General features: G+C 59.1%; 12 protein-coding genes. 7 read left to right on the top strand and 5 right to left on the bottom strand.

Annotation, left to right across the window (positions count from 1 at the left end; all coding sequences use genetic code 11):
- Nucleotides 1–78: 78 nt before the first annotated feature.
- The 4 genes from AC5S26_RS04280 to AC5S26_RS04265 all read left to right on the top strand — a co-directional run bounded on the left by AC5S26_RS04280 (nt 79) and on the right by AC5S26_RS04265 (nt 3450).
- Nucleotides 79–993 (top strand): ferritin-like domain-containing protein, encoded by a 915-nt coding sequence (locus AC5S26_RS04280; protein WP_494183610.1) that lies wholly within the window; start codon nt 79–81, stop codon nt 991–993.
- A gap of 9 nt (nt 994–1002) precedes the next feature.
- The gene (locus tag AC5S26_RS04275) at nt 1003–1908 is read left to right on the top strand and encodes a ferritin-like domain-containing protein (protein ID WP_494183609.1); all 906 of its coding nucleotides are present in this window, start codon (nt 1003–1005) and stop codon (nt 1906–1908) included.
- Between the two features lie 118 nt (nt 1909–2026).
- Nucleotides 2027–2647: a sigma-70 family RNA polymerase sigma factor gene (locus tag AC5S26_RS04270; protein WP_494183608.1), complete on the top strand. Its 621-nt coding sequence runs from the start codon at nt 2027–2029 to the stop codon at nt 2645–2647.
- Nucleotides 2644–3450 carry an anti-sigma factor gene (locus AC5S26_RS04265; RefSeq protein ID WP_494183607.1) on the top strand — a complete coding sequence of 269 codons (807 nt, stop codon included), beginning with the start codon at nt 2644–2646 and terminating at the stop codon, nt 3448–3450. Before AC5S26_RS04270 ends, AC5S26_RS04265 begins: the two co-directional genes overlap by 4 nt.
- 24 nt (nt 3451–3474) lie before the next feature.
- Here the strand turns inward: AC5S26_RS04265 and AC5S26_RS04260 are convergent, their stop codons facing one another.
- Both AC5S26_RS04260 and AC5S26_RS04255 read right to left on the bottom strand, forming a co-directional pair.
- On the bottom strand, nt 3475–6114 hold the full coding sequence (locus tag AC5S26_RS04260) for an ABC transporter permease (protein ID WP_494183606.1): 2640 nt from the start codon (nt 6112–6114) through the stop codon (nt 3475–3477).
- 2 nt (nt 6115–6116) lie between these two features.
- The gene (locus AC5S26_RS04255; protein WP_494184603.1) at nt 6117–6428 is read right to left on the bottom strand and encodes a PadR family transcriptional regulator; all 312 of its coding nucleotides are present in this window, start codon (nt 6426–6428) and stop codon (nt 6117–6119) included.
- Nucleotides 6429–6600: 172 nt separating this feature from the next.
- Here AC5S26_RS04255 and purN point away from each other — a divergent pair, with 172 nt between their 5' ends.
- Complete coding sequence (purN, locus tag AC5S26_RS04250; protein ID WP_494183605.1) at nt 6601–7212, top strand: phosphoribosylglycinamide formyltransferase; 612 nt, start codon at nt 6601–6603, stop codon at nt 7210–7212.
- Nucleotides 7213–7220: 8 nt separating this feature from the next.
- Here purN and AC5S26_RS04245 read toward each other — a convergent pair whose 3' ends face one another.
- From AC5S26_RS04245 to AC5S26_RS04235, 3 genes are all read right to left on the bottom strand, one after another.
- The gene (locus AC5S26_RS04245) at nt 7221–8438 is read right to left on the bottom strand and encodes a S1C family serine protease (protein WP_494183604.1); all 1218 of its coding nucleotides are present in this window, start codon (nt 8436–8438) and stop codon (nt 7221–7223) included.
- Nucleotides 8439–8623: 185 nt separating this feature from the next.
- Nucleotides 8624–9343, bottom strand: coding sequence for a dephospho-CoA kinase (coaE, locus tag AC5S26_RS04240; RefSeq protein ID WP_494183603.1), 720 nt, complete (start codon nt 9341–9343; stop codon nt 8624–8626).
- Nucleotides 9344–9346: 3 nt separating this feature from the next.
- Nucleotides 9347–10285, bottom strand: a complete 939-nt coding sequence (locus tag AC5S26_RS04235) for a bifunctional 5,10-methylenetetrahydrofolate dehydrogenase/5,10-methenyltetrahydrofolate cyclohydrolase (RefSeq protein WP_494183602.1) — start codon at nt 10283–10285, stop codon at nt 9347–9349.
- A 286-nt stretch (nt 10286–10571) separates the two neighbouring features.
- On the opposite strand from AC5S26_RS04235, the gene AC5S26_RS04230 reads away from it, so the two are divergent.
- Both AC5S26_RS04230 and ppc read left to right on the top strand, forming a co-directional pair.
- Nucleotides 10572–10820 carry a hypothetical protein gene (locus AC5S26_RS04230; protein WP_494183601.1) on the top strand — a complete coding sequence of 83 codons (249 nt, stop codon included), beginning with the start codon at nt 10572–10574 and terminating at the stop codon, nt 10818–10820.
- 56 nt (nt 10821–10876) lie between these two features.
- Nucleotides 10877–13720: a phosphoenolpyruvate carboxylase gene (gene ppc, locus AC5S26_RS04225; RefSeq protein ID WP_494184602.1), complete on the top strand. Its 2844-nt coding sequence runs from the start codon at nt 10877–10879 to the stop codon at nt 13718–13720.
- Nucleotides 13721–13722 lie beyond the last annotated feature (2 nt).

Raw genomic sequence — 13722 nt, 5'->3', positions numbered from 1 at the left:
GAAAAGAAATCCGTCATCGTGTCCCTTGCGTACTGAACCTGTAAGCGCAGGTTTCAGGCTGCAGAGGAGACCGATATCGTGAGTAATCTTGAGGAACTCTTTAACAAGAGAAGTGTGTCTCGCCGAAGATTCCTGAATATGGCGGGAACGGGCGCAGGCGCGGCCGCTGTGCTGACGCTGGCAGAGGGATGCAGTGATAATGGCTCTTCGTCGAATCCAAACCCTCCGACCACGCCACCGTCAACGACGCTTACCGACGCGGATATTCTGAATTTCGCGTTGAATCTTGAATACCTGGAAGCTGAATTTTATCTGCGGGCTGTCACTGGTTCGGGACTTTCAACGACGGACGCCGGTTCCTCCCCAGGAACGGTGACTGGCGGAACACAGGTCGCCTTCAAGACCCCGGCGATTCAGCAGTATGCCACCGAGATCGCGAATGATGAGCTGGCTCATGTGCGCTTTCTCAGAACGGCACTGGGCTCGGCGGCAGTAAGCCGTCCGGCAATTGATCTGACCAACAGCTTCAACGCGGCGGCCATGGCAGCCGGCATCGGGCCAACGTTCAATCCATTCGCAGACGAGAACAGCTTTATCGTAGGCGCATTTGTGTTTGAGGATGTGGGCGTGACGGCATATCACGGAGCGGCAGGACTGCTGACGGATAAGAAGAATCTTGCGGCAGCGGCAGGCATCCTCGCGACAGAAGCATATCACGCAGGCGAGATACGAACCCTGCTGGTACAGCTGGATGTGCCTTACATCACGTATGCGAACCAAATCTCCGCGTTACGTGCAAAAGCCGGTGGCGGTGCAGAGACGACCTTGTCGGCGGGAGCGATCGTCGCCGCGGATATGAACTCGATCTCATACGGCCGAACGACAGACCAGGTTCTGCACATCGTTTATCTCAACGCTACAGCAGGCGTTGTGAAGACAGGCGGATTTTTCCCCAACGGTCTGAATGGAAAGATCACAGCTTCAGCTACCTAGGAGATGACGATGAGCTACGGAGAAGAGAACATACGCAACGCAGTGACCGAGGAAAAAATCTCGTCGCGACGTTCCGCCATTCTGATGGGTGGCGCTGCTCTGGCGGGGCTGGCCCTGAGCCATAAGGCGTTTGCCCAGGCTGCAACAGTAACGGACGCCGATATCCTGAACTTCGCTTTGAACCTTGAGTATCTCGAAGCGCAGTTCTACACCATCGCAACAACTGGAATGACACTCGAACAGGCTGGTATCTCTACCAAGGGCGGGGACGGTACGGCAGGCGGTGCTGTGACAGTAAAAGACAGTGCCAAGGTAGCCTTTACAACTCCCTTGCTACAACAGTTCGCAGCGGAGGTAGCCAAGGACGAGCAGAACCACGTGAAGTTTCTGCAATCTCAACTGGCCGCAGCGGCCGTAGCGCAACCTCCGATCGACCTGATAAACAGCTTCAATGCTCTGGCTCAGGCTGCGGGTCTGGGAGCGACCTTCGATCCCTTTGCTAGCGAAACAAATTTTCTGCTGGGAGCCTTCATCTTCGAAGACGTCGGGGTAACGGCTTATCAGGGAGCAGCCGGATTGATCTCAAGCAAGACCTACCTCGATAAAGCGGTCGGCATTCATAATGTTGAGGCATACCACGCGGCATCGATCCGGACCCGCATCTTCCAGGCTGGAACAGCGGCGCAAACGGCATCGCAGGCGATTGCAGCTACCCGCGCAAAGCTTGACGGAACCGGAAACGATGACATCGGTGTGGGGGTAATCAATGGCGCGGCAACGATCGTAAACGCCGACGCCAACGCAATGACGTTTTCGCGCACGACCTCACAGGTGCTGAATATTGTCTATGGAGGAGGTCCGGCAGGCACGGGGGGAGCCTTCTATCCCAAGGCGATGAACGGCACCATCAAGTAACTGATCCCTTCTGAAGTTCGTTTGCAAGAGGGCCGGAAAATTCCGGCCCTCTTTTCTCGTCCCAGCTAAAAACCTGCATCCTATCTGTCTGTACTCGCAATGCAGAAATCTTTTGTCGATGATGGACTCTCACGACAATCCGACGGGCCTTCCCCGGCGTTCTTCCAATGACGCATCTCAGTCCCTGCGGCCGCTGAAGGCCGGGAATGACTCTCACGAAAGTGACGAGTCGCTGTTGAGACGCGTCGGCGAAACGGACCAACAGGCGATGGCCAATCTCTTCGATCGATATGGGGGACTGGTGTACTCCGTCGCACTGCGCGTCTTAAGGGATACGGGCCGCGCAGAAGATTTATTGCAGGATGTGTTCTTTCAGTTGTGGCGAAATCCTGGATCATTCCTGCCGAGCCGAGGATCGCTGGGTGCATGGTTGCTGGTCGTCACGCGTAACCGAGCCATCGATGTGCTGAGACGCAGGCGTCCGACGGAATCGATAGAGGATTATCCGATCTCATCGAAAGAAGATCTCGCTTCGGAGGTGGAGCGAGGTGCGATGATGCAGAAGGTCAGGATCGTGCTGACATCGCTCCCACAAGAGCAGAGAAATGCGTTGGAGTTGGCATACTTTGAGGGTTTGACTCAGACGGAGATCTCCGAACGCACCGGCGATCCTCTGGGAACGGTAAAGACCAGGATTCGACTGGCGTTGATGAGTTTACGAAAGGCATTGCAGGCATGAACGGCGGCAATCATATCTCGCTGGAGGATCTCGCTCTTTACGCGATGCAGACGCTTCGCGGCGAAGAGCTGGACGCTGTACGCGCCCACCTGCAGACCTGCGCCGAATGCCGTCAGGAGCTGAATGCAATCGCGAGCGATCTGACCGGGCTTGCCCTGGGTATCGAGCAGCAGCCTGTTCCCACGCAGGCGAAGCAGCGCTTCATGGATAGCATTGCTGCCGAGGGCCTGCCTGCCGTCTCCCCCGCTGCGCCGGTAACAATCTCTTCCGCGAAGACTCCCGCAAAGACTCCATGGGTTCCGTGGGCGATTGCAGCCGCGCTGGCGGTCGGAACTGCGTGGATGGGGATGAAGATCAACACGCTGCATGAGCAGTTGCAGCGGCAGTCTCTGGAAGTTGCGAAGTCGACTGAGGAAAACGTCCACTCGCAGCGTGTCTTGAATCTGTTGATGGCGCCCTCGGCACAGCGAGTCACCCTGAAAGCCAGCAAGACGCCAATAGAGCCGACCGGACACGCGATCTATCTCGCCGATCGTGGAGAGCTGATCTTCCAGGGAAACAATCTGAAGAGCCTTCCCGAGGGCAAGACCTACGAGCTCTGGCTGATTCCCGCAAATGGAAATGCGCCGATTCCCGCAGGACTTTTCCAGCCGGACAAGAGCGGCGACGCCAGCGTAGTGCTGCCGCCGCTTCCCGTAGGGGTGGCCGCGAAGGCGTTCGGGATCACCATCGAGAAAGCGGAAGGCTCGAGCACACCAACGGCGCCGATCGTACTCTCCGGAGCTCCAAGCTCCGGAGAGTAATGGATCTCCTCGAAAGAGGCGACCCTATTCCGTGCGAAGCGCCTTGATGGGATCGATGCGTGTAGCCCGGCGTCCGGGAATCACACATCCAACCAATGCAACGAGACCAAGAAGCAGCGCGATAGCCACCAGCGTGGGCCGGTCGTTGGGTTCGATAGCAAAGAGCATCGTGGACAACAGCCGGGTCGACAGAATGGCGGCGAGCGAGCCGACCACGATTCCTGCAAGCACAGGAGCCATGCCGCGCTTGAGCACATTAAGCAGGATCTCCTCGCGGCTTGCGCCAAGCGCGATCCGAATCCCGATCTCACGAGTCCTGCGGGAGACGCTCAGGCCAAGGGTTCCTGTCACTCCCACGATGGTGATGAAGAGGGCCACGCCGGCAAAGACTCCAAGAAGGATCGAGGTTACGCGCGGCGTTCCCAGCTGAGCGCTTCGCAACTGGTCAAGCGTACGGATATCGGTGACTGGCTGCTGCGGATCAATTTGGTGGATGATCGCAGCGATCTGGTGGGAGACACGGTCAGGATCGTTGCGGGTCCGGACGAGTAGATGGGGATCGCCCATAAAGGTGACCTGGGCCTGAGGAAAATAGACTCCGTCTACGAAGTCGCGGGTGAGTCCGTATTGATGAGCGTTGCTGACAACTCCGACTACGGTCGCCCACGTCTTGCCGGCGTCATCGGAGAGATGACGGCCAATGGGATCCTGCTTCGGCCAGAAGCGCATGGCCATCTGGGCATTCACGATGGCCACGGGGGCAGCGTCGCGGCTGTCAGCCTCGTTGAAGGCACGCCCGGAGAGCAGGGGCACACCCAATAGACGGAAGTAATCAGGAGTAACGAGTTCGTGATTGACCTGGGGCAAAGGCTCTCCCGGACGAAGTGGATGGCCTTCGATCAGGACGCCGCTGTTCATTCCGCCCCGATCGCTGTTAAGTGGGACGACGCTGCTCATGGCCACGGTCTCGGTGCCGGCAACCTGCCTGGCGCGTTCGAGGATTCGGTTGAAGAAGGTATTCTGCGTAGCGAGGTCCGAGTATCGAGTCCAGTTGAGGGGGATGTCCATCGAGAGGACATTTGCCGTCTTGAACCCAGGATCGACCGAGAGAAGGTTATACAAGCTGCGGATCATCAACCCCGCGCATACCAGCAGAACAAAGGAGAAGGCAACCTGTGCGGCGACCAGCAGGTTGCGCGTGCGGGTTCCGGTCTCACTTCCAGCAGCGCGCTCGTCTGATCCTGCAAGAAGGGCGAGCTTGCTGCGGCTGGCGATAAACCCAGGGAACGCCCCGAAGAGAACGCCCGTAAGCAGGGAGATGGCAAGGCCGAAGAGTAGTACCCGGCCATCGATACGGATCTCTCCCGAAAGCACGGTCAAGCGAGCAGCATAGGAGACCAGGAGCTTGAGGCTGAAGGCGGCGATCGCAAGCCCGAGAACTCCCCCTGAAAGCGCGACGACCAGGCTCTCCGTAAGAAGCTGCCGCAGAATGTCCCACGGAGTAGCTCCCGACGCGAGGCGAATCGCCATCTCGCGCGAACGGCGAAGCTGGCGGGAGAGTGCGAGATTTGCCAGGTTGGCGCACGCCAGCAGAAGCACCAACGCTGCCGCTCCAAGCAGCATCAGGAAGGTAGGGCGAGCGGCATGGGTAAGCTGGTGCTGGACCGGAGCTACTTCGACGGCAAATCCCGCCGCTGCCGGATACGATTTCGGATAAGCAAGTGCAAGCCGTGCCGCAACGGTCGCGAGATTATTCTGTGCCTGCGAGGCGGAGATGCCGGGCTTGAGTCGAGCGAGAACCGTCAACACGCGGGCGTCGCGGTTCGAGATCATACCCGCACTGGATCGGAACGGGCAGGATGTTGTGGGCATGTAGACATCGTTCGCATCCGGATAATCGGGAACAGGAGACAGCACACCGATTACGGTGTGAACGCGGTCGTTCATGGTAAACGCGCGGCCGAGGATCTTTGGATCCGCGCCGAACTCCTTGATCCAATACGCATAGCTCAGTACGAGAACCGGAGGCGCGCTTAGAGTCTCGTCGGCGGGTGTGATCAGGCGCCCCAGCCCAGGCTTTACGCCAAGCACGTTGAAGTAGTTCGCGGAAACGACCCCCGTGACAACGCGTTCCGGCACCTTGGTTCCCAGCAGATTGAAGGTCATGGAGTGATACTCGGCCAGATCGGAGAAGTCCCGGGACTGCTCGCGATAGTCCTGAACCTCCTGGACCGAGAAGCCAATCGGGTCTGGCCCGATTCGAGAGGCTTTCTGCTGCAGATGAACCACCTGATCCGGCTGAGCATAAGGCAACGGACGCAGGAGCACGCCATTGATGACAGTAAAGATGGCTGTATTCGCTCCGATACCAAGTCCCAGGGTAAGCACGGCCATAAGGGTGTATCCGGGGGAACGGAGAAGAGTGCGGAAGGCATAGCGAATATCGCGGAGGAATCTCTCGAAGGGCACGAAGCTGTCTCGCTCCCAAACCTCCTCACGCACCCTGCGCGGGGAACCGAACTTAAGATAAGCCTGTCGCCTCGCCTCCGCCGGGTCCAGGCCGCGAGAGAGGTTCAGATCCCGCTCAAAGGCGAGATGCTCCTCAATCTCGCGTCGAAGTTCCTCGTCGCGGTAACGACGTTGAAAGAACCGGAGAAGGCCCATGGCTACCCCTCCCCCATGACCAGACCGATGGCTCGGGCGATCTGGCGCCATCGAGTGGTCTCGGCTGCAAGTTGCTTCTTTCCCGCGACGGTCAGCTTGTAGAACTTTGCCTTGCGGTTGTTCTCGCTGACACCCCAGGAAGAGGAGAGCCAGCCTCGATCTTCAAGGCGATGCAGGGCGGGATAGAGTGAACCCTGCTCGACCTGCAGAATCTCTTCAGAGCTGTGTTCAATAACGTGGGCGATTGTATGGCCGTGGGCAGGGCCCATAACCAGCGTCTTCAGGATAAGCATGTCCAGGGTTCCCTGGAGCATCTCGGCATCAGTGGTTTTTTTCAAACGGGGCAAGAGATCTTCTCCACTCGAATGTCTATGGGAGAGAGCATACACCACTCGAACGTCTATGGGAAGGAATCCTGAAGTCCGTCACAGGCCATATGCCACGCGCTTAGAATTGACTCTGAAAAGATCGAATAAGGGAAAACACTTGCACAGACTAGGCATTCTTCTTTCAGGCAGAGGCTCCAACTTCCTTGCGATTCACCGCGCGATTACGGATGGGCGGATTCCCGGCGCCGAGATAACCGTGGTGATCTCGAATAAACCGGATGCAGGCGGCCTGGAAGCAGCACGGTCTCTCGGATTAACGGCGATGGCAATTCCGCAGGAGGGCAAGGGCCAAGCTGCACGTGAAGAGCACGATACCCGCATGATCGCCGCGTTGACCGACAACGGCGTCGATCTGGTCTGCCTCGCTGGCTATATGCGGATTATTACTCCTGCCTTCGTCGAGGCCTTCCCGAATCGCATCCTGAACATCCACCCATCCCTGCTGCCCGCATTTCCCGGGCTGGACGCGCAGCACCAGGCTTTCGAGTACGGCGCAAAGATCGCGGGATGCACGGTCCATTTTGTCGATGAAGCCGTGGATCATGGCGTGATTGTGCTGCAGAAGATCGTTCCCGTACGCGACGAGGACAACGTCGAGACGCTGTCGGCAAGAATTCTCGAACAGGAGCATATCGCCTATCCGGAGGCGATCTCGCTTGTCCTTAGCGGCAGGTATCGCGTAGTGGGACGGCGATACCTGCCGCTGTAGAACAAGGATTAGGTGCTCTGGGAACCGCGAGGGTCCTGCTGGTCACGGGCATCCCCGAGTGTGACCTTGATCTCCATTCGTTTGCGGCCGCGGAAGATCGTCACGGTAACCGTATCGCCGGCGCGATGGGAGTTCATGGCAGCGGAGAGATCCTGCGGACTCGTGATCTCCGCGCCATCCATCGCAATGATGAGATCGCCACCCAGCATGACCGGGATGTTGCCCTGGTAAGCCTTCTGATTGCCTCCGTGAAGCCCGGCCTTTTCCGCCGCTCCACCGGGAAGAACACGCTCGATCAGGATGCCGTAGTCGGCGGGAAGGCCGATCTGTTCGGCGATGTCGGGGCCTATGGGAAGAGTGACGATGTCGAGTGTCGGCCGCCGGACATAGCCGTACTTCGCGTAGTCGTCGAGCATGGCCCGCGCCGTGTTGATGGGAATGGCAAAGCCGATGCCTGAGCTCTGATCCGCCCCATTGCTGGCGATCATGGTGGTGATGCCGATGACCTCGCCGCGGGAATTGAGCAGAGGTCCGCCGGAGTTGCCAGGATTCACTGCGGCGTCGGTCTGGATGGCGTCCTCAATGGGGTTGCCCTGCGGGCCTCGGATGGAGCGAATGGCCGAGATAATGCCGCGCGTCATAGTGCCGTTGAGCCCAAAGGGGTTGCCGATGGCGTAGACGCGCTGACCCACCACGAGGTTACGCGAATCCGACAGCGTGACCGGGGTAAGGCTGGGAGCGTCAATCTTGATAAGGGCCAGGTCGTGGTTCTTGTCGACTGCCAGAACGCGCGCCTTGTATTTATGCTTGTCCGACAGCATCACTTCGAGCCGCTGCGCGTTGCCGATGACGTGGTTGTTGGTGAGGATCAGTCCCTCTTTCGTCAGAACGAAACCGGAGCCCTGCCCCTGCTGAGGGACCGGGCCGTAGAAGAAATCGAACGCGACCTCGGTGGAGGTGATGTTGACGACGGAAGGAAGCGCCTTCTTGTAGACGCCGATGTTCTGCTGCTCCTCGGTGTCGAAGGCAGGTGCAGCTGCCGCTTCCGTCAATTGGAAGTTCCCCCCCGGACCATTCACGGAGGTCATGTTCGTAGAGAGATTCGAGTTGGGCGCGTGTTCATGTTGCAGCCAGGGGAAGAGCCTTCCGGTGGACGACGAGTGTGTCGTCACGTAATAGAAGCCGGAGAGGAGCAGTACAACAAGCAGAACGGGACGTAATTTCATCGTAAGTTTCCTGGGTTTTACCATCGTGACCACGCAATAAAGCGATGCCAGTTAATTGTAACGAGTCATGCACGAGGCAGCTACACGCGGAGTTGGCAGCTGAAAGCAGTTGAGATGCTAATTTTTCTCTCACGGACTTTCCCGGGAACGGAGAATCGAAGGCCCACTCAATCGGCAGACGGGTCTTAATGTTTATGATTCAACGCCGAGGCGAACTGAAGCAGCGGCCATAGCTCGTCGATCTGCCGTTCCAATTCAGCAAGTTCACAGTCATTCACAAGGACAAAATCGCTGAGTGGAACCTTGCGCTCGTCCGGAATCTGCTGAGCAAGACGTCGACGCGCATCGGCAGTTAGCTCGGCGCGCCGTTCTGGAGAGAGCCCTGAACCGGAGGCCACACGCTGCAGATAGCGTTCGATCTTTACATTATCCGGAGCTGCGACCAGGATGATGCAGTCGAAGCGGCTTCGCCAGGGGGCAAGCGGTTCTTCGTTTTGCGTTCTCTCTGCGCCCTGCAACTCGGTGTGCAGGGTCTCGTTATGCCGGGTCTCAAAGAGAAGAGCGGATTCGACGATCACTACGGCGTTAAGGTCCTGGAGGAAGATCTGCTGCGCAATCTCCGCCTGACGGGCAATCACGGCCGGGTGAACGATGGCGTTCAGCTCCTCTACGCGGCCTTCCGTGAAGGAGATGCGCGCAAGGGCACTGCGGTCGAGCTGCCCGTCGGGCAACAGAACACTGGAACCGAAATGTTCGACGATAGCGACGTAGACGGCGTGGCCAGTCTGCATCATCTCGCGGCCGATGGCGTCCGCCTCGAGAATATGAGCTCCATGCTGCGCGAAGAGATCCGCAGCAGTGGACTTTCCGCTACCCAATCCTCCGGTAAGGCCAACGCGTAGCATAGTTCAACGCCCCTTGGGCAGGATGCCGCGGCGAAGCTTCGCCGCCTTCACAGTATTGTGCATCAGCATTGCGATGGTAAGGGCCCCCACCCCACCGGGAACAGGAGTGTAGGCTCCTGAGATAGCGAAGGCTGCCGGGTCGATATCGCCGACGATAACTGAGCCGCGCTTGGCAAAGGTTGCGGCACGTTCTGCGTCGCCAGGAAAGAATCGCTGTACCTCTGCCGGATCAGTGAGGCGATTGATGCCAACGTCGATCAGGATTGCTCCAGGCTTGACCATCTCAGCGGTGACGTAGCCGGGACGGCCGATCGCCGCGACGAGGATATCGGCGTTACGGGTCACTGCGGGAAGGTCGCGGGTCTTGCTGTGGCAGACCGTGACCGTAGCGGACTCGTTCAGCAGCATCAGTGCAACAGGTTTGCCGACGATGTCGGAACGGCCAACCACCACGGCATTTTGGCCAGAGATGGGAAGCCCGCTGCGACGAAGGATCTCGATGATGCCGGCAGGCGTACAGGGTGCAAGACCGGGCTGACCGCTCTGCAGGCGTCCGGCGTTGACCGGATGGAAGCCATCAACGTCTTTATCGGGCGAAACCGCCTCAAGCAGGCGCTTGGTGTCCACGTGCTTCGGAAGAGGCAGCTGGATCAGGATGCCGTCAATATCCTCGCGGGCGTTCAGGTCGGCGACCAGAGCCAGCATCTCCTCCGTCGTAATGCTCTCGGGAGGAGTCAGCATCTCGCTGAAGATGCCAAGCTCCCCGCAGGTCTTCACCTTGCTGCGAACATAGATCTGCGAAGCGGGAACCTCGCCGACCAGAATGACGGCAAGACCCGGACGAACGCCGCGGGCGGAGAGATCGGCGACCTCGTGGGCGACCTCGGCCTTGATCTCGGAGGCGATGGCCAAGCCATCCAGTACATGAGGAAGATTCTTCATACCTCTTCATGGTATCGCGACCAGGAACTCATCGCAGATCCAGCCGACGAATTGCTATCCCGTGAGGAGAAGCGCCGAGTAATTTGAAACAACAGATAGAGTGTCTAAAGCAACGGCGAAAGCAAGGATGAAACCAAAGCGTGACAGAACTCTGACAATTGTCGCCGGTGGAACTTTTGTGGGTGCCTCATACGTATAGCTTTGTCAGAAGACGCGCATCCTTGCGTGATGAACAGCGTCTAATGTGTGAGGTTTGATTCGCGGCAGTTTCGCGGGAGGAAAGACAATGACGACAGCTGGTCCAAGCGGAATAGAGAAGTTTTCGGCTGCCGATCTCGCAGGTTTGCGCGAGGAGTTGTTGCATGCGCACCTGGACTCCTGGCAGGCTGCCGATGTCATTAGCAATTACCTCGCAGCGCGAGGGTATGGCGTATCGAGTCCCGCGGCACGGTCCACGGCCTCGCGTCTGGAGTCTGCGGGTTACGCAGTGGACCAGATGCAGGAAGAATTCGAGCGGCTGGCGCTGGTGATGTAAACACGCGCCTTCCTGCGAGACTGCAGACGATATGCCTAGCAGTGCATAATCAAGACATGTCGTCGCTCTGGACTCCTTCAAACTGGCCGCAACGTCTCTCCGAACTTCTTGCTTCAACAGGTGAACTGAAAGAAGCTCCTCTGCGTCGGGACGTGCGTTCGCTGGGCATGCTGCTTGGCGAGGTGTTGAAGGAACAGTCCGGCGACGCCCTGTATGACGCGGTCGAAGAGCTTCGCCGTACGGCGATTGCACGACGCGAAGCCGATGCCGCGGGCGACACCACCGCCGCCGCCGGGCACCTTCAGCAGTCACTGGGCGGGGTTCACAATCACGCCGACAACCTGACACGCGCCTATCAGCTTGCACGCGCCTTCAGCTTCTACTTTGAGTTGATCAATCTCGCCGAGACCAATCATCGCAAGCGACGTCGGCGTTCCAGTCAATTGAACGTTGCTCCTCCACAGCGCGGCGACCTGAGGGGAACCCTGCGCAGGCTGCGTGAGGCAGGATTCGATGCGAAACGGGCTTTGGCAACACTGGAAAGAATCTCGATCACGCCCGTCTTCACGGCACACCCAACAGAGGTGGCGCGTCGATCGGTCATGTTCAAGCGCAGGCGCATCTCCGATCTTCTGGAACGGTTGGACCGCATCGCCGTGCCGGAAGAGGAGCTTGACGCTCTGGAGCGCGAGGTAACGGGCGAGATCACAGCACTCTGGCAGACCGATGATGTTCGCAGCGCGCGGCCCACCGTGCGCGACGAAATCCGCATGGCGCTCGATTACTACGAGGCCTCGCTCTTCGATACCTTGCCGGTTCTCTACACGGAGGTTGCGGCGGCGATCGAGGCCGAGTATCCCGACGAAAAGATCCCCATTGCGGAGCTTCCGCAACTTATCCGCTTTGGCTCCTGGATCGGGGGCGACCGCGACGGAAATCCCTTCGTGACCCCTGAGACCACCAAAGAGTCGCTGGCGATGGCCCACTCCCTGCTCCTGAATCATTACCGCCGCAGACTGCAGAATGTCTTCGAGCAGTTGGGAAGCTCGACCCAGCAGGTTCCCGTCTCTCAGGATCTTCTGGCGTTGCTGGAGCGTTACCTTACGCAGCTCCGCACGGCGGGCCAGACGGCACTTGAAGAGCGTTTTCACTTTGAATATCTACGCTTGCTGATTGCATGCATCCTGATGCGGCTTGGGGGCACGCCACAGAGTTCGGTGCCGCTCCCCTCGAGTCCTGCCCTGGCCCCTTATACCCAGGCCGCGGAGTTGCTGTCCGATCTTACGGTCCTGCGATCCAGCCTCATGGAGAACCGGGGCGAGCGACTGGTCGAGATGCTGATTGATCCGCTGCTGATCGAGGTGCGGACCTATGGACTGCACCTGCAGACCCTGGATATCCGCCAGCACGCCCGTGTCCACGCTGCCGCCGTGGCGGAGATCGCCGGCTGTGCGGAAACAAGCGCAGACTGTTCGACGTTGCGTCTGCCCGCCGCCCTGTCTCCCCAGACGGCGGAGGTGCTCGAGACCTTCCGTGCGATCGCGGAACTGAAGCGCAAATTTCCTCCCGAAGCGATCCGTCAGTACGTAATCAGCGGAGCGACCAGCGCGGAAGATGTGTTGCACGTGCTCTGGCTTGCGAGATTAGGCGGCGTTCGTGTTGAAACCGACGGTGATGATCCCGGCCTGCAGCCCGTGCCGCTGTTCGAATCGATCGAAGACCTTGAGAACGCTCCGGAGATCATGCGCCGGCTATGGTCAAGCGAAGCCTTTCAGCCGTTGCTGAAGTCGTGGGGATACCGACAGGAGATCATGCTGGGCTACTCGGACTCCAACAAGGACGGCGGCATGATCACGAGCACCTGGCAGATCTGGAAGGCGCATCGCGATCTGCATCGTGTCGCCGCGGAGTGCGGAGTGACGCTGCGCCTGTTCCATGGCCGCGGCGGAACCGTCGGACGCGGCGGGGGTCCAACCCATCGCGCCATCTTCGCGCAGCCGGTCGATAGCTTCTCAGGCGAGCTGCGGCTTACGGAGCAGGGTGAGGTGCTGAACTGGAAGTACTCCGACGTCGTTCTGGCGGAACGCAATCTGGAGCTGATGATCGCCGCCTCCCTCGATGCCCTGGCCAGGCCGGACGCAACGCTGCAGAAAGGCGCGGAGACTCCCCACCTGACAGGTGAAATTACACCGTCATGGGAGACCGCGATGGAGCGGCTTTCCGAAACCTCCTACGCCTTCTATCGCCAACACATCATCGACAATCCCGAGACCTTCACCTACTTTGAACAGGCTACCCCGGTGGCGGAGCTGGAAAATGCCCGCATCGGCTCTCGTCCTGCCAAGCGCACGGGCAAAAGAACGATGGCTGATCTGCGCGCAATCCCCTGGGTCTTCGGATGGATGCAGTCCCGGCAGCTGGTGCCCGCCTGGTTTGGAGTCGGACACGCACTGGACAAATTCGTCCACGAAAATCCGGATGGCATCGAGCAGCTTCGTTCCATGGCCCGCGACTTCCCTCTCTTCGTCGACATCATTCGCAACGTCGAGATGGCGTTGGCGAAGTCCGACTTCGGAATCGCTCGACTGTACGCTGCTCTGGTAGAGGATGCTGCGCTGCGCGACCGGGTCTACACGACGCTGAAGACGGAGTTCGACCTGACCCAGAAGATGGTTCTCGCGGTCACAGGGCAGCAGCGCCTCCTCGAAACCAATGCCGTGCTTGAGCGCTCGATTCGACTGCGCAATCCCTACGTCGATCCGATGAGCCTGTTGCAGGTGGAGCTGATCCGCCGCAAGCGTGCCGCCGCAGCGAACGGTGAAGCGGATTCGCCGGAGCTGAACCGTGCCATCTCCGCGACGATCAACGGCATCAGCGCCGGACTGCGAAATACAGGCTGAGC

Source organism: Edaphobacter sp. FHG110511_03 (assembly GCF_059115365.1).
Note: the sequence above shows the minus strand (reverse complement) of the source record. Positions and strands in the feature narration are given on the sequence as shown.